The sequence below is a fragment of the Actinomadura fibrosa genome (genome assembly GCF_900659615.1).
GTDB classification, from domain to species: domain Bacteria; phylum Actinomycetota; class Actinomycetes; order Streptosporangiales; family Streptosporangiaceae; genus Spirillospora; species Spirillospora fibrosa.
The window spans coordinates 1-26,604 of record NZ_CAACUY010000130.1 but is presented as its reverse complement, the minus strand read 5'-3'; the positions used below and the strand labels follow the sequence as shown (position 1 = coordinate 26,604).

30 protein-coding genes are annotated in these 26,604 nt (G+C 71.8%); 11 read left to right on the top strand and 19 right to left on the bottom strand.

The window, feature by feature from the left end:
* The coding region (locus E1300_RS31765) for a 3-hydroxyacyl-CoA dehydrogenase family protein (protein ID WP_131760797.1) at window positions 1-1,071 on the bottom strand (1,071 nt) is incomplete at its 3' end.
* Between the two features lie 77 nt (window positions 1,072-1,148).
* On the opposite strand from E1300_RS31765, the gene E1300_RS31760 reads away from it, so the two are divergent.
* Window positions 1,149-2,192 carry an LLM class flavin-dependent oxidoreductase gene (locus tag E1300_RS31760; protein ID WP_131760796.1) on the top strand — a complete coding sequence of 348 codons (1,044 nt, stop codon included), beginning with the start codon at window positions 1,149-1,151 and terminating at the stop codon, window positions 2,190-2,192.
* 22 nt (window positions 2,193-2,214) lie between these two features.
* Here the strand turns inward: E1300_RS31760 and E1300_RS31755 are convergent, their stop codons facing one another.
* Window positions 2,215-2,601, bottom strand: a complete 387-nt coding sequence (locus E1300_RS31755) for an SCO5389 family protein (RefSeq protein WP_131760795.1) — start codon at window positions 2,599-2,601, stop codon at window positions 2,215-2,217.
* A 107-nt stretch (window positions 2,602-2,708) separates the two neighbouring features.
* The gene (locus E1300_RS31750; protein ID WP_131760794.1) at window positions 2,709-2,906 is read right to left on the bottom strand and encodes a hypothetical protein; all 198 of its coding nucleotides are present in this window, start codon (window positions 2,904-2,906) and stop codon (window positions 2,709-2,711) included.
* 176 nt (window positions 2,907-3,082) lie between these two features.
* Between E1300_RS31750 and E1300_RS31745 the strand changes: the two genes are divergently transcribed.
* The 5 genes from E1300_RS31745 to E1300_RS31725 all read left to right on the top strand — a co-directional run bounded on the left by E1300_RS31745 (window position 3,083) and on the right by E1300_RS31725 (window position 7,006).
* On the top strand, window positions 3,083-4,249 hold the full coding sequence (locus tag E1300_RS31745; protein WP_131760793.1) for a HEAT repeat domain-containing protein: 1,167 nt from the start codon (window positions 3,083-3,085) through the stop codon (window positions 4,247-4,249).
* A gap of 39 nt (window positions 4,250-4,288) precedes the next feature.
* The gene (gene nucS, locus E1300_RS31740) at window positions 4,289-4,969 is read left to right on the top strand and encodes an endonuclease NucS (RefSeq protein ID WP_131760792.1); all 681 of its coding nucleotides are present in this window, start codon (window positions 4,289-4,291) and stop codon (window positions 4,967-4,969) included.
* 51 nt (window positions 4,970-5,020) lie between these two features.
* Window positions 5,021-5,428: a DUF3224 domain-containing protein gene (locus tag E1300_RS31735; protein ID WP_131760791.1), complete on the top strand. Its 408-nt coding sequence runs from the start codon at window positions 5,021-5,023 to the stop codon at window positions 5,426-5,428.
* A gap of 49 nt (window positions 5,429-5,477) precedes the next feature.
* Complete coding sequence (locus tag E1300_RS31730; RefSeq protein ID WP_131760790.1) at window positions 5,478-6,062, top strand: TetR/AcrR family transcriptional regulator; 585 nt, start codon at window positions 5,478-5,480, stop codon at window positions 6,060-6,062.
* A 119-nt stretch (window positions 6,063-6,181) separates the two neighbouring features.
* Complete coding sequence (locus tag E1300_RS31725; protein ID WP_242619512.1) at window positions 6,182-7,006, top strand: site-2 protease family protein; 825 nt, start codon at window positions 6,182-6,184, stop codon at window positions 7,004-7,006.
* On the opposite strand, the gene E1300_RS31720 is transcribed toward E1300_RS31725, so the two are convergent.
* The gene (locus tag E1300_RS31720; protein WP_131760789.1) at window positions 7,003-7,635 is read right to left on the bottom strand and encodes a TetR/AcrR family transcriptional regulator; all 633 of its coding nucleotides are present in this window, start codon (window positions 7,633-7,635) and stop codon (window positions 7,003-7,005) included. The genes E1300_RS31725 and E1300_RS31720 overlap by 4 nt on opposite strands.
* A 128-nt stretch (window positions 7,636-7,763) precedes the next feature.
* Between E1300_RS31720 and E1300_RS31715 the strand changes: the two genes are divergently transcribed.
* Entirely contained in the window at window positions 7,764-8,585 is an 822-nt protein-coding gene (locus tag E1300_RS31715; RefSeq protein WP_131760788.1) for an SDR family oxidoreductase, read from the top strand.
* A 338-nt stretch (window positions 8,586-8,923) separates the two neighbouring features.
* On the opposite strand, the gene E1300_RS31710 is transcribed toward E1300_RS31715, so the two are convergent.
* Entirely contained in the window at window positions 8,924-10,423 is a 1,500-nt protein-coding gene (locus E1300_RS31710) for an aldehyde dehydrogenase family protein (protein WP_131760787.1), read from the bottom strand.
* A 463-nt stretch (window positions 10,424-10,886) separates the two neighbouring features.
* Between E1300_RS31710 and E1300_RS31705 the strand changes: the two genes are divergently transcribed.
* The 3 genes from E1300_RS31705 (at window position 10,887) to E1300_RS31695 (ending at window position 12,892) form a co-directional block, all read left to right on the top strand.
* Window positions 10,887-11,513: a cob(I)yrinic acid a,c-diamide adenosyltransferase gene (locus E1300_RS31705; protein ID WP_131760786.1), complete on the top strand. Its 627-nt coding sequence runs from the start codon at window positions 10,887-10,889 to the stop codon at window positions 11,511-11,513.
* A 122-nt stretch (window positions 11,514-11,635) separates the two neighbouring features.
* Complete coding sequence (locus E1300_RS31700) at window positions 11,636-12,556, top strand: DUF4097 family beta strand repeat-containing protein (protein WP_165503078.1); 921 nt, start codon at window positions 11,636-11,638, stop codon at window positions 12,554-12,556.
* Between the two features lie 93 nt (window positions 12,557-12,649).
* Window positions 12,650-12,892 (top strand): hypothetical protein, encoded by a 243-nt coding sequence (locus E1300_RS31695; RefSeq protein ID WP_131760784.1) that lies wholly within the window; start codon window positions 12,650-12,652, stop codon window positions 12,890-12,892.
* 81 nt (window positions 12,893-12,973) lie between these two features.
* Here E1300_RS31695 and E1300_RS31690 read toward each other — a convergent pair whose 3' ends face one another.
* The 14 genes from E1300_RS31690 to E1300_RS31625 all read right to left on the bottom strand — a co-directional run bounded on the left by E1300_RS31690 (window position 12,974) and on the right by E1300_RS31625 (window position 25,718).
* A complete protein-coding gene (locus E1300_RS31690; protein ID WP_242619511.1) occupies window positions 12,974-14,497 on the bottom strand; it encodes a M20/M25/M40 family metallo-hydrolase in 1,524 nt (507 codons plus the stop codon).
* A gap of 155 nt (window positions 14,498-14,652) precedes the next feature.
* The gene (locus tag E1300_RS31685) at window positions 14,653-15,114 is read right to left on the bottom strand and encodes a DUF2550 domain-containing protein (RefSeq protein WP_131760783.1); all 462 of its coding nucleotides are present in this window, start codon (window positions 15,112-15,114) and stop codon (window positions 14,653-14,655) included.
* Window positions 15,115-15,133: 19 nt separating this feature from the next.
* Window positions 15,134-15,520, bottom strand: coding sequence for a F0F1 ATP synthase subunit epsilon (locus tag E1300_RS31680; RefSeq protein WP_131760782.1), 387 nt, complete (start codon window positions 15,518-15,520; stop codon window positions 15,134-15,136).
* A gap of 73 nt (window positions 15,521-15,593) precedes the next feature.
* Entirely contained in the window at window positions 15,594-17,024 is a 1,431-nt protein-coding gene (gene atpD, locus E1300_RS31675; protein ID WP_131760781.1) for a F0F1 ATP synthase subunit beta, read from the bottom strand.
* Window positions 17,025-17,031: 7 nt separating this feature from the next.
* Entirely contained in the window at window positions 17,032-17,931 is a 900-nt protein-coding gene (locus tag E1300_RS31670; RefSeq protein WP_131760780.1) for a F0F1 ATP synthase subunit gamma, read from the bottom strand.
* 6 nt (window positions 17,932-17,937) lie between these two features.
* The gene (gene atpA / locus E1300_RS31665) at window positions 17,938-19,575 is read right to left on the bottom strand and encodes a F0F1 ATP synthase subunit alpha (RefSeq protein ID WP_131760779.1); all 1,638 of its coding nucleotides are present in this window, start codon (window positions 19,573-19,575) and stop codon (window positions 17,938-17,940) included.
* 38 nt (window positions 19,576-19,613) lie between these two features.
* Complete coding sequence (locus E1300_RS31660; protein ID WP_131760778.1) at window positions 19,614-20,441, bottom strand: F0F1 ATP synthase subunit delta; 828 nt, start codon at window positions 20,439-20,441, stop codon at window positions 19,614-19,616.
* Complete coding sequence (locus E1300_RS31655; protein ID WP_131760777.1) at window positions 20,438-20,995, bottom strand: F0F1 ATP synthase subunit B; 558 nt, start codon at window positions 20,993-20,995, stop codon at window positions 20,438-20,440. The genes E1300_RS31660 and E1300_RS31655 overlap by 4 nt, the downstream gene beginning before the upstream one ends.
* A 38-nt stretch (window positions 20,996-21,033) precedes the next feature.
* A complete protein-coding gene (gene atpE, locus E1300_RS31650) occupies window positions 21,034-21,267 on the bottom strand; it encodes an ATP synthase F0 subunit C (protein ID WP_131760776.1) in 234 nt (77 codons plus the stop codon).
* 110 nt (window positions 21,268-21,377) lie between these two features.
* A complete protein-coding gene (gene atpB, locus E1300_RS31645) occupies window positions 21,378-22,175 on the bottom strand; it encodes a F0F1 ATP synthase subunit A (RefSeq protein ID WP_131760775.1) in 798 nt (265 codons plus the stop codon).
* A gap of 61 nt (window positions 22,176-22,236) precedes the next feature.
* Complete coding sequence (locus E1300_RS31640) at window positions 22,237-22,461, bottom strand: AtpZ/AtpI family protein (RefSeq protein WP_131760774.1); 225 nt, start codon at window positions 22,459-22,461, stop codon at window positions 22,237-22,239.
* Window positions 22,462-22,545: 84 nt separating this feature from the next.
* Window positions 22,546-22,962, bottom strand: coding sequence for a Cg1360 family ATP-synthase-associated protein (locus E1300_RS31635; protein WP_131760773.1), 417 nt, complete (start codon window positions 22,960-22,962; stop codon window positions 22,546-22,548).
* 451 nt (window positions 22,963-23,413) lie between these two features.
* On the bottom strand, window positions 23,414-24,586 hold the full coding sequence (locus tag E1300_RS31630) for an MraY family glycosyltransferase (RefSeq protein ID WP_131760772.1): 1,173 nt from the start codon (window positions 24,584-24,586) through the stop codon (window positions 23,414-23,416).
* Window positions 24,587-24,683: 97 nt separating this feature from the next.
* The gene (locus E1300_RS31625) at window positions 24,684-25,718 is read right to left on the bottom strand and encodes a DUF2207 domain-containing protein (RefSeq protein ID WP_131760771.1); all 1,035 of its coding nucleotides are present in this window, start codon (window positions 25,716-25,718) and stop codon (window positions 24,684-24,686) included.
* Window positions 25,719-26,072: 354 nt separating this feature from the next.
* Here E1300_RS31625 and E1300_RS31620 point away from each other — a divergent pair.
* Window positions 26,073-26,604, top strand: a 532-nt coding sequence (locus tag E1300_RS31620) for a DUF7134 domain-containing protein (RefSeq protein WP_207400064.1), incomplete at its 3' end; no start/stop codon positions are given.

Sequence of the window (26,604 nt, the reverse complement as noted above, 5' to 3'; positions counted from 1 at the left end):
GTCCGCGGCGGCGGCGAGCAGCGCGCGCCCGGCCTCGGCGTCCTGCGCCGCCTCGATGACCAGGTCGCAGTCGGCGAGGTCGGCCTCGGCGGTCCGGATCTCGGCGCCCGCGCGGTCGCAGACGGCGGCGAGGGCGTCCGCGAGGGGGCTCACGCCGAGGATGCCCACGGTCGGCGCCGGGCCGTCGGCGGCGGCGGCCTCCGGACGGGCCTCGCCGTGGTCGTAGAAGCCGCGGCCCGACTTGCGGCCGAGCAGGCCCGCGGTGACGAGCTCGCGCAGCAGCGGCGCGGGCGCGTGGCGGCGGTCGCGGGACTCGGCGTAGAGCGCCTCCAGCACCTCCAGGCAGGTGTCGAGGCCGATCAGGTCCATGAGCGTGAACGGCCCCATGGGCAGCCCGGCGCCCGCCGTCATCGCGGTGTCGATGTCGTCGCGGGTGGCGTGCCCGGACTCCAGCATCCCCACGGCCTGGTTGAGGTAGCCGAACAGCAGCCGGTTGGCGACGAACCCGGACCGGTCCCCGACCGTCACCGGCGTCTTCCCGAGGCCCCGGACGAGGGACGCGACGCGGTCGACGGCGCCGGGTTCGGTGAGCACCGTCCCGATGACCTCGACGAGCTTCATCACCGGCGCGGGGTTGAAGAAGTGCACGCCGACGACCCTGGCGGGCCGGGCGGTCGGCGCCGCGATCTCGGTGACCGACAGGGACGAGGTGTTCGTGGCGAGGACGGCGTCGTCCCGGCAGACCCGGTCCAGCTCGGCGAACACGCGGCGCTTCAGGTCGAGCCGCTCCGGGACCGCCTCGATCACGAGGTCGCAGCCGCCGAGGTCCGCGAAGTCGACCGTGAACGCGATCCGGCCGAGGATCTCCCGCTGCGCGTCCTCGGTGAGCCGGCCGCGCTTGACCGCGCGCCCGGTCGAGTTCTCCAGGTGCCCGCGGCCGCGCTCCAGCGCCTCCGCGTTCACCTCGACGCCGACCACCGCGAGGCCGCCGCGGGCGAGCACCTCGGCGATGCCCGCGCCCATCGTCCCCAGCCCGACGACCCCGACCCTGCTGAACGAACCCTCAGTCATGGACGGCAGTCTCCCAGAGCGCCCCGGCGGGGCCGATGCCGGGTACGACCGACCCGGATGCCGGGTACGACCCGGGGGTGCGCTTCGGAATCTTCCTGCTCGCCGCCCGCTCCCCCGACGAGACCGACGCCGCCGCCCTCGCCCGGACCGTGGCGGCCGCCGTCGCCGCCGAGCGCGCCGGGTTCGACGACGTGTGGCTGGCCGAGCACCACTTCATGACGTACGGGACCGTCCCGTCCGCGACCGTCCTCGCCGGGCACCTGCTGGCCCTCACCGACCGGGTGCACGTCGGGACGGCGGTCAGCGTGCTGTCCACGCAGCATCCGGTGGCGCTCGCCGAGCAGGCGGCGATGCTTGCGCTGCTGTCGGGCGGGCGCTTCCGCCTCGGCGTGGGACGCGGCGGCCCGTGGCGGGACCTGGAGGTGTTCGGGACGGGCCTGCGCCGCTACGAGCACGGCTTCGCCGAGTCGCTCGACCTGCTGCTGGCCTGGCTGCGCTCCGACCGGGTCGGGTGGTCCGGCGAGCACTTCGCGTTCCGCGAGGTGCCCGTCGTGCCGCGGGCGCCCGTCCCGCCGCCCGTCGCCGTGGCCTGCACGTCGCCCGCGACGGAGGCGCTGGCGGCGGAGCGCGGCCTGCCGATGATCCTCGGGATGCACGTCGGGCCGACGGAGAAGGCCGCCGCGGTCGCCCGCCACGGCGTCCCGGACCTGCCGCACGTCTCCACCCACCTGGCGCAGGTGGCCGACACGCGCGAACGGGCCGTCGAAGCGGTGCTGACCGGGATGCCCCGCTGGCTCGGCCCCGGCCTTGAGGGCTACGTCCCGGTAGACGACCGGCCGCGCCCACCCCGCGACCCCATCGGCTACGCGCGGCGCATGTGCGACCTCCACCCGGTGGGGTCGCCCGCCGACTGCGTGGAGTCGATCGTCACCACGGTGGAGCGGACCGGCATCCGGCACCTCGTCCTGCTCGTCGAGGCCACCGGATCGGGCCCGTCCACGCTGGAGAACATCGCGCGCCTGGGCGCGGACGTACTCCCCGAGGCCCGGGCCGCCCTCGAACGCCGACCGGCGGCGCACCGCCCCCAGGACCTGCCTCGCGGGGACGGACGCCGCCGGTGAGCGTGCTCGCCGGCCGGCCGCGTCAGCAGTCGCGGAGCTCCGGGGACTGGTTGAGGATCTGCTCGCGCGCGGTCACGAACGTGCGGTACTCGGCGGAGCCGTCCGAGGGGAAGACGGCCACGCGGTGGCAGTTCTGGAACGCGAGCTTCACGCCGAAGTGGCGCTCCAGCGTCCCGCGCATCGCGTCGCTCGCGAGGACGCGGAGGAGCTGGCCGCGGGCCTGCTCGTCCGGGGGCGGCGTGAGGTTGTCGGCGAACGCGCCGCCGTCCACCTGGAGCCGCGCCACCAGGCCGCTGATCATGTCCCACGCGTACGGGAGGGACGTCCGGATGCACTCGACGAACTCGGCGTCGCCGACCTCGCCCTGCTGTGCCGTCTCCAGGAGTTCCGGGCTCACGTCAAGAGACATGCGGGGATCCTTTCGCGAGAAGCGATGGCACCACTCGCGACGGTAATCAGGGCCCCCGGCGAATGCCAGGGCTTGACACGGCCCCTTACTTGCGCGTCGGACCCGCCTCAGCGGGCCCCGACGGTACGGCACGACGGCGCCTTGGCGCGCCGTCCGGGCAGCCGCGCGGCGACCAGCTCGGCCTGCTCCGCCCAGTAGGCGCGAGCCCGCCGCGCCCGGCGTGCGTCCCGCGCTGCCTGCGCCTCCGCACGCCGCTCGCGGCCCCGCTCCTCCGCGATCGCGTACATGACGTCGGTGTGGAACACGGCCCCTCCTCGGTTCGCGGACCGCCCCAGCGGCCCGGTGACACCAAGGTTCGTCCTAAGGCCGGTGTCGCCACATGGGGAGAAAACCCTGCGTTGGCGGGTTAGGAGGTCTTAGCCGATCGCCTCCACCGCACGGCCGCCTTAGGCGGGGCGCCGCGTCCGGGAGAATGCCCGGCATGGACGGTGATCCGCTGGCGGGGCTCGACGGGATCGACTGGGCGCGGCATCGGCACGCCTACGGATCGGCCTCAGACGTGCCGGACCTGCTCCGGGCGCTGCGCTCCGCGGATCCCGACGAGCGGGACGCGGCGCTGGGTGAGCTGTACACGAACATCCACCACCAGGGCAGCCGGTACGACGCCGCCGTGCCCGCCGTCCCCTTCCTGCTCGCGCTCGCCGCAGACCCGGCCACGCCCGGCCGCGAGGACCTCGTCTACCTGCTGGCCGCCCTGGCGGTCGGGCTCGACGAGTCGCACCTGCCCGGCGGCGTCGCCATCGAGGAGTGGCGCGCCGAGGTGGGGCGGCTGCTCGACTCCGGCGAGAGCGAGCGCCGGGCCTTCGAGGCGCGGCACCCATGGGTCGACTTCGAGGCGGCCCGTGCCATGACGGTCGCGGAACTCGCCGCCTACGACGCCGTCCGGGCCGGGCTCCCGGTGCTGCGGCGGCTGATGCGCGACCCCGACGCCGCGATCCGGACCGCCGCCGCGTACGCCCTGGGCTGGTTCCCCGAGGACGCGGAGGAGTCGATCCCCGCGCTCCAGGCACTCCTGGACGCCGAGACCGTGCCCGCGGTCACCGCCAACGCGCTCGTCTCGGCCGGATTGCTCGGCGGCGAGGTGCTGCTCCCCCGGATGCGCGAGCACCTGACAGGCGGAGACCCGCTGCCGCGCTGCGCCGCCGCGATCGCGCTGGCCCGATCGGGCGTGACCGACATGCCAGTCATCGCCGAACTGGCCGCGGTCTGCGGCTCACCGCCCGAACCGTCCGGCCTCACGCTGGCGTTCCTGGAAGGCGACCTGCGCGCCTATGCGGCTGCGAGCCTCGCCGCACTGGACGGCGCCGTCCCGGCCGAGGCCGTCGACGCCGTGCTGGAAGGGCTGTCCCGGACGTCCGAGACGGCCGCGTTCCCACTGGCGAGCGCGGCGCTCCGCCTCGCGTTCGGCGCCCCGAACAAGGCACTGCCCCCGTTCGGCGAGCTGACGGACGTCCAGAAGCGTGCGGTGCGCGTCCTCGGCGACCTGTCCCCCGAGACCTGGCAGTGGGTCAACCTGTGGGAGATCGTGCGCGCGTGGGGCCTGCCGGGCGACCGCGACGCGTGCCGCCGCTACGCGGGTCTCGGGTAACGCCGCGAGCGGTCCGCGGCGTCACTAAGGTGGGGCAGCGTGCGTCTCGTTATCGCCCGTTGCAGCGTCGACTATGCCGGCAAGCTCACCGCCCACCTGCCGATGGCCCCCAGGCTGATCCTGATCAAGGCCGACGGGAGCGTGAGCATCCACGCCGACGACCGCGCCTACAAGCCCCTCAACTGGATGAACCCGCCGTGCTCGCTGCGCGAGGAGCCGTTCGAGGAGAACGGCGCCATCGCCCGCTGGACGGTCACGCACGGCAAGTCGGGCGAGCGGCTGATCCTGACGATCGAGGAGATCCTGCACGACAGCAGCCACGAGCTGGGCCTCGACCCCGGGCTGCGCAAGGACGGCGTCGAGGCGCACCTCCAGGAGCTCCTCGCCGAGCACATCACGACGCTCGGGGACGGCTGGTCGCTGATCCGCCGCGAGTACCCGACCGCCATCGGCCCCGTCGACATCCTCTGCCGGGACGCCGACAGCGCCACCGTCGCCGTCGAGATCAAGCGGCGCGGCGAGATCGACGGCGTCGAGCAGCTCACCCGCTACCTGGAGCTGCTCAACCGCGACCCGCACCTGGCGCCGGTCCGCGGGATCTTCGCGGCCCAGGAGATCAAGCCGCAGGCCCGCGTGCTCGCCGTCGACCGCGGCATCCACTGCGTCACTCTCGACTACGACGCCCTGCGCGGCATCGAGCACGAGGGCACCCTGTTCTGAGCGCGGAGCGCACCCAGCGACAACGTTCAACGGGACGGGCATCATGGCGGGATGACCCTTCAAGCCAGCGGCACCTTCGACGTCGATGCCTGGGACGCCGAGAAGCCCTATGACGAGCAGGGCGGCAACAAGCTCACCCGGGCGCACGTCCGCAAGACCTTCCACGGGGACCTCGTCGGCACGAGCACCACGGAGATGATCGCCGTGGAGTCCGCGGCGGGGCCCGTCGCCTACGTCGCGGTCGAGCACGTCCAGGGCATCCTGCACGGCCGCGAGGGGACGTTCGTCCTCCAGCACAGCGCCGGCAGCGAGGACGGCACGGCCGACACCCAGTGGCTCCGCTGGCTGATCGTCCCGACGTCGGGCACCGGCGAGCTGACCGGCATCCGCGGCCTCGGCCAGATCACCATCGGTCCGGACGGCGGCCACTCCTGGTCGCTCGAATACACGCTGTCCTAGGGCCCGCCAGCCGGGGCGGGCGGACGTGCGAGGCCGGTAACCTTCAGTCATGCCCCCGGTCACCGCCGACGCCACGCGCGAGCGGATCATCGACGCCGCCGAGGAGTGCTTCGGCCGCTTCGGCGTCGCCAAGACGACCGTCGAGGACATCGCGGCCGCCGCGGGGCTGTCCCGGGCGACGGTCTACCGCAGTGTCACCGGCGGCCGCGACGAGCTGATCCTCGCCGTGGTCGTCCGCGACCTGCTCCGCTTCCTCGACCGGCTGGCCGAGCGGCTCCGCCGGGAGCGGTCGGTGCCGGAGGCGATCGTCGAGGGCACCTTGGACGCGGTCGCGTACGTCCGCGACGAGCCGACGATCGCGCACTTCCTCGTCCCGGAGGCGGCTGGGCACATGCAGGCGGCGGTCGCCGGGGCGGTCGAGCACGTGCTCGCGCTGTGCTGCGACTACGTCCGGCCCTACTTCGAGCAGGCGCAGCGGCAGCGGATGGTCCGCCCGGACATCGAGGTCGAAGGCACGGTCGAGTTCCTGTTCCGGATCATCACCTCGCTGATCGTGATGGACCGCGACCGGGACGCCGACGGGCTCCGCCGCTTCCTGCGCACCTACGTCGTCCCGGTGATCACCGGCGGCTGACGCGCACCATACGGCGGGGAACGGTAGCGTCAAGGATCCGTACTATCCGAGGGGGGCCGCCGGGCCCCCCGCACCCCCGGCGCCGGCTCCGGCCGGCTCGGGCGGAAGGGGCCTGGAGGATGAAGATGGGGGCGGTGTCCGGGGAGCGCGGGCGTTCCGCGGTGCAGCCGAGCCCGGTGTTCCTCGCGATCGTCGCGGCGACCGTGCTCTGCGGGCTGATCGCGTGGCGGTACGGGACGGTCCTCGACCGGCCGGGCCGGATCGCGGTGTTCGGCTTCGTGATCGCCGGCTGGATCCTGTCGCTGTCGCTGCACGAGTTCGGCCACGCCTACATGGCCTACCGGTCCGGCGACCGCAGCGTCGCCACCCGCGGCTACCTCACGCTGAACCCGCTGAAGTACGCCGACGTCACGCTGAGCTTCCTGATCCCGCTCGTGTTCATCCTGCTCGGCGGCATCGGCCTGCCGGGCGGCGCGGTCTGGATCGACCGGCACTCGATCCGCGGCCGGCTCCGGCACAGCCTGATCTCCGCCGCGGGCCCGCTGTCCAACGCGCTGTTCGCGATCATGCTGGCGGTCATCTTCAAGAACTTCGCCGACCGCGAGCACGCGCTGTTCTGGTCCGGGCTGGCGTTCCTCGCGTTCCTCCAGGTCACGGCCGCGGTGCTCAACCTGCTGCCGATCCCGGGCCTGGACGGCTTCGGCATCGTCGAGCCGTACCTGCCGCGCCGCTGGGTGGAGCAGGCGAGCGCCTACGGCGGCTACGTCTTCCTGGCGCTGATCGCCCTGCTGTGGCTCGGCCCGATCAACGGCGCCTTCTTCGACTTCATCTACACCATCACCGACGCGATCGGCCTGGGCGAGTTCCCCTTCCGGGTGAACATGTCCTACGACCACTTCCCGATCCAACTAGGCCACGAACTCTTCCAGTTCTGGCAGGACTAGCCGTTCTCCTCTGGGGTTGGGGTGGGGGCCAGGTGGCGGATCATGCGGCGTAGTTGTTCGGCGTAGTGGTCCCGGAACTCCGGTGAGCGCGGGTCCATGCCGAAGACGCGGCGCACCGCGAGCGGCATCACGATCGGGGCGGCCACGACGCCCATCATGACCAGCATGACGGCGGCGGGGTCGAGGTCGTCCGCGAGCTCGCCCGCCGCCTTCCGGCGCTCCATGTCGGACAGGTCCTCCCGCATCTCCGGCGGGAAGTCGTCCGTGTCCTCGGTGAGGCCGCTCCACGCGTTGAGCCGCGTGCCGCGCGGGTCGTCGAAGGCATGCCGCAGGTAGCGGACGAGCAGCTCGTCCAGCGGGACGGCGGGGTCGTTGAACTCGGCCTCGCGCTCCTCCCAGCGGCGGCCGATCTCGCGGTACAGGCCCTCCTTGCCGCCGAAGTAGTAGTTGATCAGCTGCTTGTTGAGGCCGGCGCGGTCGGCGATGTCCTGGACGCGGGCGCCCGCGAACCCCTTGGCGGAGAACTCGTCCAGCGCCGCGTCCAGCAGGAGCCGCCGCGACCGCTCGGCGTCGAGCCTGCGCTCGTCGGGGCCGGGGGCGCGCCTCGGCCGCTTCTGGGATTCCGTCACGCCGCCATGGTAGCCGTCCGCCTGATGAGTTCAACCATCCGACTGTTTGACATCTTCATCCGGATGGTTGAACCTGGGTGTGCGCCTCGTCGGACGGCGGGGTCATTACCCGAAAAGGAACTCCAACAATGATCCTTGTCACCGGGTCCACCGGTAATGTCGGCCGCCATCTCGTCGGCGAACTGCTCTGCGCGGGAGCCAGGGTCCGGGCGCTGACCCGCGATCCGGCCACCGCGCGGCTGCCCGGCGAGGCCGAGGTGGTCCCTTTCGACGCGATGCCGCTGGACGGTGTCACGTCCCTGTTCGTCAACCCCGCCGCGTTCTGGAACGGCCTCGGCGACCTCCTGCCCCGTGCGGCGGACGCCGGTGTCCGGCGGGTCGTCCTGCTGTCGTCCGCCGCCGCCCTCGACTCCGATCCGGGCAACGTGCTCGCCGCCCGCCACCTGGAGTTCGAGCAGGCGATCGAGGACGCCGGGGTCGAGTGGACGTTCCTGCGTCCCGGCGAGTTCGCCACCAACGCGCTCGCCTGGCGCGACGAGATCCGCTCGGGCGCTCCGGTGCGCGGCCCGTACCCGCAGGCGCGCAGCGCGCCGATCCACGAGCGCGACATCGCCGCCGTGGCCGCGCGGGCCTTCCTGAGCGACGGGCTCGTCGGCGCCAAGCCCGTCCTGACGGGCCCGGAGGCGCTCACCCATCCGGAGATGGTGCGGATCATCGGTGTGGCGGCCGGGATCCCGGCGCGGTTCGAGGAGATCAGCCCGGAGGAGGCGCGGGAGCAGATGCTGTCCCGGCCCTACATGCGCGAGGGCCTCGTGGACGTCCTGCTCCGGCTCCGCGCCGAGGCGGTGGACGGCCCGGTCGAGATCTCCCCCGAGGTCGAGCGGATCACGGGCCGGCCCGGCCGCACGTTCGCCGAGTGGGCCGCCGACCACGCCACCGACTTCGCATAAGCGCCGCCTGGAAATGAGGAACGCCCCCGTCGGTCGACGGGGGCGTTCTGCCGTAGGAGGGACAGCGTGCGGGCGTCACCGCTTGAGGGCCTTGGCGATGCGGGCCCGGCGGGCGGCGCGCGCCTCGGCGCGGAGGGTGGCCACGCGGTCGTTCACGAGGTCCTTGGAGAACTCGGGGCGGATCATGTCTTTCTCCTTGTCTCTGCCGGCCTCTCTGGCCTGACATCTACAAGGTTCGTCCTAAGCCCCCATCCCCCACATCGGGACGACGCCTTATCTCCGCGCCTCATGCCGCCTTAGGTGCCCCCCACGTCCTCCTAGGACGCCCGTAGGGGGCCTTAGCGCTTGTAGCGGCGGCCGTGCATCATCTTGATCAGGCCGAGGACCCGGGCCATCTCCTTCTCCGTGCGGTCGAAGGAGGTGAGGTTCATCGTCGCGAACCGCTGCCGGGTGATCGCCTTCGGCCGGGTGAACTCGCGCAGCCCGTCCGCGCCGTGGATGCGGCCGAAGCCCGACTCCCCGACACCGCCGAACGGCAGCGCCGCCACCTGCGCGAACGCGGCGAACGCGTTGATGGACGTCATGCCCGACCGCATCCGCCGCGCGGCGTCCATCGCGCGGGACCGGCTGCCGGAGAAGATCGTCCCGGCGAGGCCGTAGGCGGTCCGGTTGGCCTTCTCGACCGCCTCGTCCAGGTCCCGCACGCGGTGCACGGTGATCGTCGGACCGAACGTCTCCTCGCTGACGGCGGACGAGTCGTCCGGGACGTCGGTGAGGACGACCGGCTCCACGTACGGCTTGCGGACCGACTCGGGCCCGCCGACGACCGCCTTGCCGCCCTTGCCGATCGCGTCCTTGATGTGCCGCTCGATGATGTCGAGCTGCGCGGGCATCGTGATCGGGCCGTAGGCGGCGTCCTGGTCGAAGCCGGGGCGCAGGTCGCGGGCCTTGTCGGTGAGCTTGCCCAGGAACGCGTCGTACGCCGCGTCCACGACGTAGATGCGCTCGACGCCGATGCAGGTCTGGCCCGCGTTCGACATGGCGCCCCACAGCGCCGCGTCGGCGGCGGCGTCCAGGTCGGCGTCGGCGTCGACGATGCAGGCGTCCTTGCCGCCGCACTCGGCGACGATCGGGGTGAGGTTCTCGGCGCAGGCCGCCATCACGCGCTTGGCGGTCCGCGCCGACCCGGTGAAGGCGATCTTGTCGACGAGCGGGGACGAGGCCAGCGCGGCGCCGGTCGGGCCGAGGCCCGTGACCACCTGGAGGACGGGGTGCTCGGGGACGACGTCCGCGACCAGCTCGGCGAGCAGGACACCGACGCCGGGCGTGAACTCCGACGGCTTGAACACGACGGCGTTGCCGGCGGCGAGCGCGTAGGCGATCGAGCCCATCGGCGTGAAGATCGGGTAGTTCCAGGGGCCGATGACGCCGACGACGCCGAGCGGCTGGTACTCCAGCACGCAGCGCTGGTTGATCGCCATCAGGCCGGGGTGGACGGTGCGCGGCCCGAGGGTCTTCTCGGCGTTGCGGGCGGCCCAGTCCAGATGCGCGATCGCCATGATCGTCTCAAGCTGGGCGTCCTGCACCGGCTTGCCGGTCTCCTGGTGGATGAGCTCCGCCATCCGGTCGAGGTTCCGGGCGAGCGCGCCCTTGACGTTGAGGAGCCGGAGCCTGCGCTGCTTCCAGCCGAGGCCGCGCCACCAGTCCGCGGCCTCGCGGGCCCGGCCGAGCGCCTCGGTCACGGCCGCGCCGTCCTGGACGGGGTGCTCGGCGACGACCTCGCCGGTGGCCGGGTTCAGCGACGCGAACGTCTCGGTGTTCTCCGTGGCCACGGACATGGATACCTCCCGGGAGGAGCCGTGTAAGTGATTGCTTGCATCGGTGTACTCGCTAGTAAAGCACTCTAGGCCCGTTGTGTGGGACGGGGCCTTAGTGCGGAGGACGAGGTCCTGAGGCCGAGTACTGCGTCTAAGACGGTCTGAGGCGCCGAGATAAGGCGTCGTCCCGATGTGGGGGCCGGGGCCTTAGGACGAACCTTGTACATGTCGGGCCGGAAGGGTCCGGCGGAGACGAGGAGAGAACGACATGATGCGTCCGGAGTTTTCCAAGGTCCTGGTGGACGACCGCGTACGGGAGCTGCGCGCCGAGGCCACGAACGCCCGCCGGGCGCGGCTGGCCAAGGCCCTGAAGCGGTGACGCCCCCGCACCCGACCCACCGGCCCGCGCCCCCGTCAACGTGACGGGGGCGCTTCCGTTTCCGCCCGGCACGCCTCCGGGGACGGCGGCGTTAGGGTGGCGCGTATGGCGAAGAACAGGGAGAACCCCGTCGTCCTGTCGCGGATCTACACCCGGACCGGCGACGACGGCACCACCGCGCTCGGCGACGCGTCCCGCACCTCCAAGTCCGACCCGCGCCTGTCGGCCTACGCGGACGTCGAGGAGGCCAACGCCGCCATCGGCGCCGCCATCGCGCTCGGCTCCCTCCCCGACGACCTCGCCGCGGTCCTGACCCGCGTCCAGAACGACCTGTTCGACGTGGGCGCCGACCTGTGCGCGCCGGTGGTGCCCGACCCGAAGTACCCGCCGCTGCGCGTGGACGCGTCCTACATCGACCGGCTCGAAGCGGACTGCGACCGCCACAACGCCGCCCTGGAGCCGCTGCGCAGCTTCATCCTCCCCGGCGGGACGCCCGGCGCCGCCCTCCTGCACGTCGCCCGCACCGTGACCCGGCGGGCCGAGCGCTCCGCGTGGGCGGCGATCGAGGCGCACGGCGCCGCCCCGGCGGACGACCCGGAGGCGCCCGAGGGCGGCGTCAACCCGCTGACCGCCCGCTACCTGAACCGGCTCTCCGACCTGCTGTTCATCCTCTGCCGCGTCGCCAACGCCGGGCACGGCGACGTCCTCTGGAAGCCCGGCGGCGAACGCTGACGGGCACCGGTGGTGGGGCTAGCCCCACCACCGGGATACCGGTCCGCCTCCTGGCGGCGCCCGTCCCCGCCGGGGGAGGCTGGACGCATGCGGGGACGAGGCGACAACCGGGGAGAGACGACGTGAGGACCCTGACAGCCGTGGTGGTGCTGGCCGGACTGGCCGCGGCCGCGACCGGATGCGGCGTCGACCGGCACGAGGAGGAGCACTCCTACGCGGGCCCCGCGGGCGTGAACGCGCTGCGCGTCAAGGTCAGCGGAGGCCGCGTCGAGCTCAGGGCCACCGACGCCCCCGGCATCACCGTGCACGAGACGCGGCGCTGGTCCAACGACCACAACAAGCCCAAGGCGACGCACACCACCGAGGGATCGACGCTCGTGCTGTCCTCCAAGTGCGCCAGGAACGTGATCGGCGTCAGCGCCTGCGGGATCTCCTACCGCGTCGAGGTACCGCGCTCCACCGCGATCGAGGTCGACAACGGCGACGGCTCGATCGTCGCGTCCGGGCTGGCCGGCGCCGTCCGGCTCACCACGAGCTCCGGCTCGATCAAGGCGTCCGACCTGCGGACGTCCTCGCTGACCGCCCACTCCGGCGACGGCTCGCTGAAGATCTCGGGCCGCGCCACCGCCGCCGACCTGCGCACCGACAGCGGGTCGATCACCGCGACCGGCCTCACCTCCGACCGGCTGACGGCCCGCTCCGGCGACGGCTCCGTCCGGGTCACCGGGCGCGTCGCCGCGGCCGACCTGCGCACCTCCAGCGGCTCGATCATCACCGAGGAGCTCAGCGCCGACCGCGTCGCCGTCCGCACCGGCGACGGCCGCATCCAGCTCGGCCTGACCACGCCGCCGCAGGACGTCCGCGCCAACACCAACTCCGGCTCCGTCCGCGTCCGTCTGCCGGGCGGCGAGGGCTACGCCTTCACCCTCGACAGCAGCAGCGGCTCCAAGACCATCGACCCCGCCGTGCACCACGACTCGCAGTCCCGGCGGCACGTGAACGTCTCGACGGGCGACGGCAACATCACCGTCTCCCCCGCCTGACCAGCCCGCCCACCGGGGCGCCGCCGCCCACCACACACACTCGCCAGGGCGGACCTGGTGCTACTCGGCGCACATCCCGACAGCATCGCCGCAATGCCGAAAATCACCGCCTGGCTGAGCGAGGTTTTCGCCGTGCCGAGGATGCTGACCCGAGCGCTGGCCAACGCGAGCCCCGCGGAACTCGAAGAGCTCGCAGACCGCTGGACCATGCAGCTCCGGGACGAGGACGGAGACGACATGACCGACGACGACCTACTGGCGGTCCTGCAAGGAGTCGCCCGGCTAGCGGCGTCCGCCGTGGACACGAATGGCGGCCTCTACATCTGGAGCTTCTGACCACCCCCTCGCGAACAGCGCGCTCTCGCGGGAACTCGCGTTGGACGGGTGTCGCTGGGCGGGCGGGGTCTGGGTGCTGTGTTAGCGGATCAGGTGGGGGCCTTGCCACTCTGGTGGCGCGGACGGACGGGCGGAGAATGCGCGGGCCTGGCCGTTCACCGGGAGGGTGCTGGCCGCCAGCCGCTGGGTCACGTGCGCGACGGCGTCGGCGTTGCCGTCGAGCAGCGCGAGGTCGACGTTCCGGAGCCGGTCGCACTTCGCGTGGTAGCAGGGGTCGTACGCCCGGCCCGCTCTGCCGCCGAACGCCGTGGCCTCGGCGGCGGTCTTCCGCCCCTCGGCGCCGGTGGCGATGCCGCCCGCGGGGATCCCCTCGGCGATGAACGGGCCGTAGTCCGAGCGTCCGTTGAACGGGGTGTCGGTCACCGGGAGCCGCCGGCTCGCGAAGTAGTCGCGGAACAGCTTCTCGATCGCGGCGGACCCGGCCGGCGGCTTCGTCCCGCTGCCCCGCGAGCGGTCGCCGTCGTAGACGCCGCGGGTGCCGTTCACCGAACCGAGCATGTCGAAGTTCAGGTTGAGCGCGATCCGGCTCCGCTCGGCACCGGTCAGCGAGCGCACGTAGTGCTCGGAGCCGCGCAGCCCGTCCTCCTCGGCGCCCCACCAGGCGAAGCGCACCTTGTTCCGCAGGTCCGCGCCGAGCGCGCCGATCTCGCGGGCGACGGCGAGCAGGGCGGCCGAGCCGGTCGCGTTGTCGTTGATCCCCGGGCCCGCGGCGACGCTGTCGAGGTGGGCGCCGAGGAGGACCACGTTGTCGGCGCGTCCCTGCGCCGTCTCCGCGATCACGTTGGCGGCCCGTTTCATTCCCTGGACGGTCTTCGTCCGCACCCGCACCGTGACGCCGCCGTGCCGCGCCGCCTTCACCAGCTCGGCGCCGACCCGGTTGCTGGTGCCGAGAACCGGGAGGCGCTGCGGGCGCTCGACGGAACCGGCGATCGGTCCCTTCTCGCCGCGCCGGTTGTAGATCAGCACGGCGGAGGCCCCGGCGGCTCTGGCGTTGGACGCCTTCGTCTGGAACGTGCAGGACCCGCGCTGCACCAGCGCGATCGACCACTTGGGGAACCCGGTGAAGTCCGTCGCCTCGCAGCCGCTCGTCCCCGCCCCGGAGGACGGGATGTCCACGGCGGTGACGGGCGCCGTCACATCGCCCGAACCGGAGTACACCATCGAGAGGAAATCGTGCTCGCGCTTGTAGGCGGCCGTACGCGGCGCCGTCTGGGCGAGGGCCGCCGCCGACCTCTCCCGCCAGTGCGGGAACGTGAACTCCTGGACGGACGGCAGGAGCCCCGCCTCCCGCAGCTGCCCCGCCACGTACTTCACCGAGACGTCGAACCCCGGCTTGCCCGCCGCCCGGTTCCCCCCGTTGTAGTCGGCGATCTCCTGGAACGCCGTCAGGTGCCGCCGCAGGTCCGCGAGCGTGACAGCCTGCGCAAGATCAGGCCCGGCCACGGCGGCGCCGGGCGGTTCGATCGCGGTCGCGCCGGGTGGCGGGACGGCCGACAGGGCCATGGCGGCGGACGATCCGGCGGCGGCCATGAGGAGCTGGCGCACGAGCACTCCTGCGGACGGATGGGAGCTGACCAGGAGCGATCCTGCTGCCGCACACGTTCCCGCCACAACGGACACGACGGTTCGCGGGCCCAATCCATACCGGTGCCTTACCCGCACGACGCCCGCGCCGGAGTGGCGCCGGGCCGCGCGCGGCGTCACTCCGGCGCGTGCAGGTCCACCGGGAAACCGGGCGGGGCCGCCTCCAGCCAGGCGAGGAAGCCGGTCAGGGCGGAGGCGCCCATCGCCAGCTCCACGGTGAGGTCGCCGTCGCGCACCTCGATGATCCCCGCGTCCGGCTGGAGGCCCTCCGCCTCGCCGGGTTCGGGGCCGCGCCGGTTGGACACGACGAGGCCCCGGCGGTGGATCACCTGCCGGGGCCTTCTGCGGAAACCGAACATGCGGTGCCAGTGCAGCACGTCGCCTTTGTAGCGGCCGATGCCGAGCCGCCACGCGCCGGGCGCGCCCTCCTTCGGCAGCACCCGCAGGCTGCACTCCACCGTCCCGCCGCCGCGGACGAACAGCCAGCGGCGGGCCGACATCGCGGCGAAGAGCAGCGCCGCCACCAGCACGACGGCGGCGAGCACCCCGCCCACGTCGAGTGCCAGGTGGCCGCCCAAGTCCCCCCGCCGTCCGTTCCTAAGCCTCGATGCCCGCCGCGCGCAGCCGCGCCCGGGCCCGCCTCTCGGCCGTCGCGTCCGCGGCCTCGGCCGAGAGCGCCTCCTCCAGCGCCGCCTGCGCCGCCGGGACGTCGATCTCGTCGCTCAGCTCCGCCTGCTCGGCCAGCACCGACACCTCGTCGGCCGCGACCGAGAAGAAGCCGCTGCCGACCATCGCGGTGATCATCTTGTCGCCGTTGGCGGGCTCGATCTTCACCACGCTGCCGTCGAGGAGGACGCCGAGCACCGGGGCGTGGCCCGGCAGGATGCCGAGCGAGCCCTCGATGGTCTGCGCGACCACCATCCTGGCCTCGCCGGACCAGATCTCGCGCTCCGGCGAGACGAGCCCGACCTTCAGGGTTGCCACTGTCTCTCCTCCGAAATACTGGAGCGGTTCCGGCGCGGCCGGGCCCGAGCGGGCCCGGCCGCGCCGGAGCGTGCTACTTCTCCAGCTCCTTGGCCTTCTTCTCGACGTCCTCGATGCCGCCGCACATGAAGAACGCCTGCTCGGGCAGGTGGTCGTACTTGCCCTCGGCGATGGCCTTGAAGGAGGCGACCGTCTCGTCCTTCGGCACCGTGACACCGGGCTGGCCGGTGAACTGCTCGGCGACGTACATCGGGTGCGACAGGAAGCGCTCGATGCGCCGCGCCCGCTGGACGGTGACCTTGTCCTCCTCGGAGAGCTCGTCGATGCCGAGGATGGCGATGATGTCCTGCAGCTCCTTGTACTTCTGCAGGATCCGGGTCACCTCCTGGGCGACGGCGTAGTGCTCGGTCCCGAGCACCTGCGGGTCCATGATCCGCGAGGTGGAGTCGAGCGGGTCCACCGCCGGGAAGATGCCCTTCTCGGAGATGGCCCGGGAGAGCACCGTGGTCGCGTCGAGGTGCGCGAACGTGGTGTGCGGCGCCGGGTCGGTGATGTCGTCCGCGGGCACGTAGATCGCCTGCATCGAGGTGATCGAGTGGCCGCGGGTCGAGGTGATCCGCTCCTGGAGCACGCCCATCTCGTCGGCCAGGGTCGGCTGGTAGCCCACCGCGGACGGCATGCGGCCGAGCAGCGTGGAGACCTCCGAGCCGGCCTGGGTGAACCGGAAGATGTTGTCGATGAACAGCATCACGTCCTGGTTCTGGACGTCGCGGAAGTACTCCGCCATCGTCAGGCCGGCCAGGGCGACGCGCAGCCGGGTGCCCGGCGGCTCGTCCATCTGGCCGAAGACGAGGGCGGTGTCCTTGAGGACGTCCGCCTCCGCCATCTCCGTCCACAGGTCGTTGCCCTCGCGGGTGCGCTCGCCGACCCCGGCGAACACCGAGGTGCCGCCGAAGTTGCGGGCGACGCGCCGGATCATCTCCTGGATGAGGACGGTCTTGCCCACGCCCGCGCCGCCGAACAGGCCGATCTTGCCGCCCTTGACGTACGGGGACAGCAGGTCGATGACCTTGATGCCGGTCTCCAGCATCTCGGTCTTCGACTCCAGCTGGTCGAACGCCGGAGCGTGGCGGTGGATGCCCCACCGCTCGTTGATCTCCAGGGACGCCGTCGGGACGTCCAGCGCGTCACCGAGGGCGTTCCAGACCCGGCCCTTGGTGACGTCGCCGACCGGCACCGCGATGGAGGTGCCGCTGTCGGTCACCGGAGCGCCGCGGACCAGGCCGTCGGTCGGCTGCATCGAGATGGCCCGGACCATGTTGTCGCCCAGGTGCTGGGCGACCTCGAAGGTCAGGGTCTTCTCCTCGCCGCCCAGCGTGACCTGCACGTTGAGGGCGTTGTAGATGTCCGGGATGGCGTCGGCGGGGAACTCCACGTCGACGACCGGGCCGATGACCCGGGCGACGCGCCCGGTCGCGGTCGCCGTCTCTACCTGAGCAGTCATACCCTTCTCACTCCCCGCCAGATTCGGCGAGCGCGTCAGCGCCACCGACGATCTCGCTGATTTCCTGGGTGATCGCGGCCTGCCGCGCCTGGTTCATCTGGCGCGTGTAGACCCCGAGCAGTTCGTTGGCATTGTCGGTCGCCGACTTCATGGCCCGCCGGACCGACGCCTGGAACGACGCCGCCGACTGCAGCAGCATGTGGAAGATGCGGCTCTCGACGTAGTTGGGCAGCAGAAGGTCGAGCGCCGCCTGCGCGGACGGCTCGAACTCGTACGCCGGCGGGACCGTGCCCTCGCCCGTCCGGTCCTCGATCTCCAGCGGCATCAGCCGCCGGACCTGGACGCTCTGGGTGAGCATCGAGACGAACTCGGTGTAGACCACGTGGATCTCACCGACCCCGCCCTCGGCGTCGGTCTTGAGGAAGTCCTCGGTGAGCCGCCGCCCGATCTCCTCCGCGTTCCCGAACACCGGCCGGTCGGTGAACCCGTGCCAGGTCTGCGCGACCTCCCGGTCCCGGAACCGGTACCAGGTGATCCCCTTGTTGCCGACGACGTACGGGACGGGCTCGCGGCCCTGCTCCCGCAGCGCGGTGATCAGCGACTCGGCCTCGCGGATGACGTTGGCGTTGTAGGCGCCGCAGAACCCGCGATCGCTCGTGATGACCAGGACCGCGCTGCGGTTGTCGGTCGGCTGCTCGTGCAGCAGCGGGTGGTCGATGCCCACGTGGTGGCTCACCAGCGCGGTCAGGGCCTGGGTGATCTGGTCGGCGTACGGCTTGGAGGCCGCCACCGCCTGCTGGGCCTTGACGATCCGCGACGTGGCGATCATCTCCTGGGCACGCGTGATCTTGGCGGTCGACTTGACCGACTTGATCTGCTGCCGGAGCTGACGAAGCTGTGCGGCCATGGCCGGTCAGCCCTTCTTGACGCGGGCGATCGTCTCCTGCTCGACGTCCTCGTCCTCGATGGCCTCGACGGGCTCCTCCGCGCCCAGCAGGTCGCCCTCGCTGGTCTGGAAGCCCTTCTTGAACTCCGTGATGGCGTTCTTGAGGCTGGTGAGGCCGTCGTCGGAGAGCTGCCCGGTCTCGCGGATGGCGGTCAGCAGGCCCGACTCCTCGCGGTCGAGGTAGTCGAGGAACTCCTGCTCGAAGCGGCGGACGTCGGCCACGGGCACGTCGTCCAGCTCGCCGGAGGTGCCCGCCCACACGGACACGACCTCCTTCTCGACCGGGAACGGGCTGCCCTGCGGCTGCTTCAGCAGCTCGACCAGGCGGGCGCCGCGCTCCAGCTGGGCGCGCGACGCGGCGTCCAGGTCGGACGCGAACGCGGCGAACGCCTCCAGGTCGCGGAACTGCGACAGCGCGAGGCGCAGCGTGCCGGCGACCTTGCGCATCGCCTTGATCTGCGCGGAGCCGCCGACCCGGGAGACCGAGATGCCGACGTTGATCGCCGGGCGGACGCCCTGGTTGAACAGGTCCGTCTCCAGGAAGCACTGCCCGTCGGTGATCGAGATGACGTTCGTCGGGATGTAGGCCGACACGTCGTTGCCCTTGGTCTCGATGATCGGGAAGCCCGTCATCGAGCCGGCGCCGAGGTCGTCCGACAGCTTCGCGCAGCGCTCCAGCAGCCGGGAGTGCAGGTAGAAGACGTCGCCCGGGTAGGCCTCGCGGCCCGGCGGACGGCGCAGCAGCAGCGACACCGCGCGGTAGGCCTCGGCCTGCTTCGACAGGTCGTCGAACACGATCAGGACGTGCTTGCCCTGGTACATCCAGTGCTGGCCGATCGCCGACCCGGTGTAGGGGGCGATGTACTTGTAGCCGGCCGGCTCGGACGCGGGGGCCGCCACGATCGTGGTGTACTCCAGCGCGCCCGCCTCCTCCAGGGTGCGGCGCACGTTGGCGATCGTGGAGCCCTTCTGGCCGATCGCGACGTAGATGCAGCGGACCTGCTTCTTCTCGTCGCCCGACTCCCAGGCTTCCTTCTGGTTGATGATGGTGTCCACGGCGACGGTGGTCTTGCCCGTCTGCCGGTCACCGATGATCAGCTGGCGCTGGCCGCGGCCGATCGGGGTCATCGCGTCGATCGCCTTGATGCCGGTCTGCAGCGGCTCGCCGACCGACTGGCGCTGGACGACGGTCGGGGCCTGCAGTTCGAGCGCGCGGCGCTCGGTGCTCTCGATCGCGCCCTTGCCGTCCAGCGGGTTGCCCAGCGAGTCCACGACGCGGCCGAGGAAGCCGTCGCCGACGGGGACCGAGAGGACCTCGCCGGTGCGGCGGACCTTCTGGCCCTCCTCGATCTTGCTGAAGTCACCCAGGACAACGGCGCCGATCTCGCGCACGTCCAGGTTCAGAGCCAGGCCACGGGTACCGTCCTCGAACTCCAGGAGTTCGTTCGCCATCGCGGAGGGCAGGCCCTCGACGTGGGCGATACCGTCGCCGGAATCGACAACGGTGCCGACCTCTTCGCGCGCGGCGGCCTCAGGCTCGTACGACTGGACGAAGCGCTCCAGCGCGTTCCGGATCTCATCCGGACGGATCGTCAGCTCCGCCATGATTCCTCTCTTGCTCCTCTGGGGTCGGCTCGGCGGCGTCAGCCGGTGCCGAGCCGCCGGCGGACATCGTCCAGCCGTCCGGCGATGGTGCCGTCGATGATCTCGTCACCGATCTCGATCGACAGGCCGCCGATCGTTCTCGGGTCGAGCTCGATGTTCAGGTGTACCTCGTGGCCGTACGCGGCGGCGAGCACCCCGGCCAGCCTGGCGCGCTGCGCCTCCGACAGCTCGATCCGCGTGCGGACCAGCGCGACCAGGCGCTGCCTCCGCTGCGCGACGATCTTGCCGTACTCGGCGAGCCCGCCTTCCAGGCTACGTCCTCGCGGGCGCAGCACGAGTTCGGTGATCAGCGTGAGCGCGGCGGCCGTGACCTTGCCTTCCAGCAGGGTCTGGACCAGGCCGAGCTTGCGGTCGTCCGGCAGCCCCGGCCCGGCCAGGGCGCCGCGCAGCTCGGGCTCGCCCTCGACGACCCGGGAGAACCGGAACAGCTCGTCCTCCAGGTCGTCGATGCGCCCCTCCGCCTCGGCGCGGGCGGACTCGGCGGTGACCGCGAGGATCTCCACCGCGTCCGACAGCTCCGACGGGTTCGACCAGCGCAGCCGGACGACGTCGGCGACCAGCCCGAGAGCGGCCGGTGAGACCTTGCCCTCCAGCAGGATCCGGACGAGCTGCGCCTTGTCGGCGCCGTCCCGCGACGGGTCGGACACCGCCCGCCGCAGCCCGTGCTCCCGGTCGATCAGGTGCAGCACCGAGAACAGGTCGCCGCCGAGCGAGGCGAGGTCGGTGTCGCCCGCGGCCACGACGGCCTCGAAGCGCTCCTTGGCCTCGGCCAGCGACGCCCTGCTCACCGCTCCCGTGATGGTCATGATGTGATCTGCTCCTGCGTGCGGGCGCGCTCCTCAAGCTCTTCGAGGAACCGGTCGACCACCCGGCTCTGGCGGGCGGTGTCCTCCAGGGACTCGCCCACCACGCGTCCGGCCAGCTCGACCGACATCGCGCCGATCTCGGCCCGCAGGGACTGGAGCGCCTGCTGGCGGTCCGCCTCGATCTGGGCCTTGGCGGCCTCGACGATGCGGCGCGCCTCGGCCTGCGCCTGCTCCCTCATCTCCGCGATGATGGCGGCGCCCTGCTCCTCGGCCTTCTTGCGGAGCTTGGCGGCCTCGAGCTGGGCGTCCTTCTGCTGGGCCTTGTACTGCTCCAGCGTCTGGCGGGCCTCTTCCTGCACCTGCTCGGCCCGCTTCAGCCCGCCCTCGATGGCGTCGGTGCGCTCCTCCAGCGTCTTCTGGATACGCGGGGTGAGGATCTTGCCGACGACGAGGACGACGACGAGGAACGAGAAGATTCCGACGACGAGCTCGTAGGTGTGCGGGACGAGGGGGTTGTTCTCCTCCGCCGCTAGAACGGAAGCCGCTGCGAACATGTCTTCAGCCCTTCCTCGTTTTCGTTACCGGCCCGGGATCAGACGCTCTTGAAGAGGAAGGGCGCCACGAGCCCGATCAGGGCCAGCGCCTCGGTGAGGACGAAGCCCAGCAGCATGTTGGTGCGGATGACGCCGGTGAGCTCCGGCTGGCGGGCGATCGCGTTCACGCCCTGACCGAAGATGATGCCGACACCGATGCCCGGGCCGATGGCCGCGAGGCCGTACCCGATCGCGGTGACGTTACCGTCGACGGCGGCGAGGACTCCCGTCATGGGTTCTTTCCTTTTCTGTCGGCCGGCGGAGTGTCCACCGGTCTGGCTTGTCGAGCTGGTCCTTCGGGTCGCGGCCGGGGGCGGGCGCGGCCCGGTGGGTCTGGTGGTGCCTAGTGGTCTTCGGCGTGCAGGCCGCTCTGGATGTACATCGCGGCGAGCATCGTGAACAGGAAGGCCTGGAGGAACTGGATGAACATCTCGAAGGCCGTCATGACGCAGGTCATGATGACGCCGATGATGCCGACCCCGAAGCCGGCGGCCGTGGGCTTCTCGAAGAGGAACCAGAAGCCGACGAGGCTGAAGAACGCCAGGATGATGTGGCCGGCGAACATGTTGGCGAACAGCCGCACCGCGTGCGTGAACGGCGCCAGCACGAAGGTCGAGAGGTACTCGATCGGCACGAGGAGCACGTAGATGGGCTTGGGCAGGCCCTTCGGGATCAGGTTCGTGAAGTACTTCGCCGGACCCTGGTGCTTGATGCCCAGGTACACCTTGAGGAAGTAGACCGCCACGGCGAGGACCGCGGGGAACGCGATGTGCGAGGCGATCGGGAACTGGATGATCGGGATGACCGCGAAGATGTTCCACACCCAGATGAGCAGGAACAGCGACAGCAGCACCGGCATCCACTGCTCGGTGTCCTTGCCGAGGAAGGGGCGGCCGATCTGGTCGCGGACGAAGACGTAGCCCATCTCGCCGATGTTCTGCATGCCGCGGGGCACGAGCTTGGGCTTGGCGAACGCGGACCAGGCGATGGCGCAGGTGACGAGGGCGCCGAAGACCGCGAAGAAGACGGGCTTGGTGAGCCAGGCCGGGCCGCCGGAGAAGAGGGGCGGGTAGTCGAAGAGCTCGACCCCCGGGGCCTCGAACTGATCTCCCCCGGAGGCGAGGACCGTCAGCGCGCTCACGCGGCGTTCCCTTCATCAAGGTGTTGCTTGATCACGAAGTCTTCCTCGGCGGCGGGGCCGCTCAGAGGGGGTGGCGACCGTACTTCACGTAGACCAGGTAGATGGCGAGCACGATGCCGATGACCAGGCCGATCGGGGTGAACCAGATCAGGCCCGTCCACTTGGAGAGCAACCAGCCCAGGCCGCCCCAGATGAACATCCCTGAGAGGAGGTAGCCCGGCATGGACCAAGCGGCGTCGGCGAACTCCCGCTGGCCGTCCTCCGGCCGACGTTTCTGCTCGCTCATCGCGCTCCGGACGATAGCAGGCCATCACGGCGGTGGTCATATTGGAGTAGTCCAAAGGTGCCGGCACCGTCCGCGGGGGCGTCATCAGGGACTCCGGTCCAGCGCGTTCTCGGGCTCGTCAATGTAGGGCCTCCGCTGCAGGGTGACGCGGAACTCGGCGGCGATGAAGGTCAGCGCGAGCGCGACCACCGCCCAGCCGAAGACGGTGGTGTTCCAGATGGACACCCCGTCCATCGTGGAGACCAGCACCATCACCGCGAGGATCTTCACCGCGTAGCTCGCGAGGGCGGCCAGCATCATCGTCTGCGAGGAGATCCTGGCGGCCCAGGAGACGGCGAGCGCGCTGACCGAGAAGAAGGCGATCACCACGACGGTGGCCAGCGCCGCCGCCAGGGCGCCCTTGGCGCCGGCGGTCAGCAGGCCGATCAGTACGGCACCCACCCCGACCAGCGCGGTCGGGATCGCGGCGCCGCGGAGGTTCCGGGCGTCGGTAGATTGCATCAGGGCTCCGGCTGGTCACGGTCAGTGGTCGTCTCTTGTTCGTGAAAGGTATCACAAGCGTCCGGAATGTCCACAATTACCCTAGAGGTAACGCGTCGGTCGGCGCCGTGCCCGTTCCCGCGCTCGCACCAGGGACCTTAACCCAGGTCAGGGTGCCGATGCCCGGGAACGCCCCGGACGCGCCGTCCACCTTCGGAGCTGGGCGAACGCACCGTCCGACGCGTGCGCATGGGAACCGGCCCGTACCCGCGACATCCCGTATTACACGGTTGATGTGGATACGTTCCACGAACGGTCATCCGCCGGACACCGCGGGCCGCGGAACCAGGTTACGGGGAGTCGCCGGGCACCGCGCGACGGACCGCCGTGCGCTCGCTCACCCCGCCCGCGACCAGCGCGTTCGGGAGGTCGGCGCCTCCGGGCGACCGCGGCCTCCAGCCGGGCGGCGGTTTCAGACCGGCATCCGCGGCCGCTCGGACGGGCGGCCGGTGCCGCCGGCGTCACCGCGTCCGGCCAGTGCCGCGGCCCGGCGCCGCCGCCGCGGAAGGGCCAGCATCAGCACCATCCCGGCGATCGCCACGACCATCGTGACCCCGAGGGTGATCCACGCCGCGTCGAACAGCGCGAGGCCGACCAGCCCGGAGGCCAGCAGCCCCACCCAGAAGTACATGATCAGGACGGCCTGGCGGGTGGAGTGGCCGAGCTCCAGCAGGCGGTGGTGCAGGTGCTGCTTGTCGGGCGAGAACGGCGACCGCCCCTGGTTGGTGCGCCGCCACACCGCGAGCAGCATGTCCATGAACGGCACCGCGGCGACCGCCGGCACGAGCAGCAGCGGCACGTAGAACGGGAACAGCCCGTTGGCGAGGTTCGCCGAGTCGAACTGCCCGGTCAGCATGATCGTGGACGCGCTGAGCAGCAGCCCGATCAGCATCGAGCCGGTGTCGCCCATGAAGATCCGCGCCGGGCTGAAGTTGTGCGGCAGGAACCCCGCGCACATCCCGAACAGCACCGCCGCGGTGAGCGTCGCGCTGCTCAGGGTCGTCATCCCGTTCGCCTTGGACAGCCAGTAGGCGTAGGAGAACAGGGCGAGCGCGGCGATCCCGACGACGCCCGCGGCGAGGCCGTCCAGGCCGTCGATGAAGTTCACCGCGTTGATCGTGGCGACCACCACGAGGACGGTGAGCGGCACCCCGTAGGCGGGCGGGAGCGTCAGCGTCTCGCCGTTCGGCTGCGGGATCACGTAGATCTGGATGCCCTGCATGATGAAGATCCCGGCGGCGGCGACCTGGCCCGCGAACTTGGTGAGCGGGTCGACCTCCCAGCGGTCGTCGGCGATCCCGATCAGGACGATCAGCCCGCCCGACATCAGCAGGGCCCGGCCGACGCTGATGTCGCCGGCGGCGAGGACCTTGCGCATCTCCGGCAGGCCCGTCGCGACGACCAGCGCGGCGACCATCCCGCCGAACATCGCGAGCCCCCCGAGCCGGGGCGTCGGGATCACGTGCACGTCCCGGTCGCGGGGCACGGCCTGCGCCCCGAACCAGACGGCGAACGCCCGGACGGCGGGCACCAGCACATAGGCGACCAGGGCGGCGACCAGGATGGTGAGCAGGTACTCCCGCAACGGCCCCGCCCTCCCCTCGCCGATCGCCTCTACCGGTCCACGCGTCCGATACCCGGGTAGACGGACGCCGGGAGCGATCTGTTCGCCCCGCGACCGATCAACTGTAATCCTCCTCGGGCGCGCCCGCTGCGTGTTGGCCGGAGCCGCTCCGTCCGGCGAGCACGATCCCGATCCCGGCGATCATGAAGGCGAGCCCGGCGAGGCACCGGTCTCCCAGCGAGAACGCCCACGGGCCGCGGGCGAGGACGTCGTCCCCGAGGTCCGCGGCGACGAGCAGGCCGCCGAGCACGGCGAGCACCGCCCCCGCACGCCGCCGCGGCGCGGGGCGATGCGGTGCGGGGCGGCGCGCCGCCAGCACCACCGCGCCGAGGGCCAGCGCGAGAACCGCGGTGCCCGGCCAGGTCCCCGTCCAGTGCGGCGGGGCGTAGCGCGGGGGCGCCACCGCGATCGCCCCTTTCGGCAGCAGGACGCGGACCGTCATCCCCTCGTGCGGGCGGAGACCGGTCTGCGTGAAGTCCACCGCGTACGGGCCGTCGCGGTCGCGCAGGCACCGGACGGTCGCGCCGGGCACGCCCGCCTGGCAGGCCGCGCGCCGCAGCGGCACCGGCCCCTCCACCCGGACGACGGCGTTGCCGATCGGGACGTCCCAGTCCGTCCCGATCGCGTCCCAGACCAGCTCGTCGTGGTCCGCGCGCGGCGTGAACACCCAGGCCATCTCGTACTCGATCACGTACGCCTGCCGCCCGCGCACCGTGCGGTGCCGGTCGCCGACGCTGATCCGGACGTCGTGGAGCAGCTTGAGCGTCCTGGCCCTCGCGGGCGCACCCGTGGACGAGCTGGTCCGGATGTCGCGCACGTCGTAGAGCCGGTCGGCGTGCCGGAACGGGACGTGCCGGACGATGCCGTGCTCGCCGCCCTCGTCGAAGTCGTAGGTGATCGTCTCCCGCACCTGGAGGATGCCGTCCGTGCGCAGGTTGAGGACGACGTCGTAGGTGGGGATGCTCTCCCCGGTCTGCGGATCCGGGATCGGGATGGCCTCGGCCGGACGGGCGGGCAGGCCGATCGCGGCGGCCACCAGGAGCAGGCCCACCGCGACCACGGTCCCCCGGACACGACGACGCACGTCAGGCATAGTTTCACCGTTACGGCCGGAACGTCGGCGTAACGAAGCGTTTACTCTGCGGATATTTAGGGAGCTTCCGGGCCACACTACGCGCCACAGGACGTACCGAACTCCCCGGGGTCGATCACCGCCCGTCAGCGGGTCACCCGTCTCCAGCACACGCCCTATGGTCGATCCGTGGGGAAACGGGGGCCGGACAAACACACAAGGCGCGCCGAAGAGCCCAAAGAGCCAACAAGCACCGGCGAGAGCGCGGAGCCGCCGCGGTCTGGCGTGCGGCCGGCGCGTTCGGGTGGGGTCGTGACGTGGGCGGGGTGGGGCGGGGCCTCTCAGGCGGCAGGGAGCAGTGCGGCGTGGCCCAGTGTGGCGGACTTCGCGGTGCCCGCGCTGCTCATGGCCGTGCAGATCGGGGGGAGCTGGGCGCTCGCCGAGCTCAGCGACGTCCGGGCCGGTCAGGGGCGGTGGATGGCCATGATCGCCTGCGTCGTGCTCGCGAACGCGGCGCTGATCTGGCGGCGGACCGCCCCCGTCCCGGTGCTCGCCGCCGCCGTCGCGTTCTCGGCTCTGGGCGTGCTCGCCATGGGCACGACCGACACCCTCGCGAGCGGGGTGGCGGACGCGGTCGCCCTCTACTCCCTCGCGGTGCACCGGGACCGGCGGGCGGCGATGATCGGCTGCCTCGTCGCGGGCGCCGTGGGGCTCGGCGCGGTCGCGCCGCTGCTGACCACGGTCGCCGACTCGCTGCTGAACACCGTGCTGGGCGTCCTGTACTACGTCCTGGTCACCGCGCTCGGGCAGCTCAGGCGGCAGTACAAGCGGCGCCGCGCCGCCCTCGCGGCGCAGCTCGCCGAGACCGAGCGGGCGCGGCGGGCGGCGGCGGGCGCCGAGCGCGAGC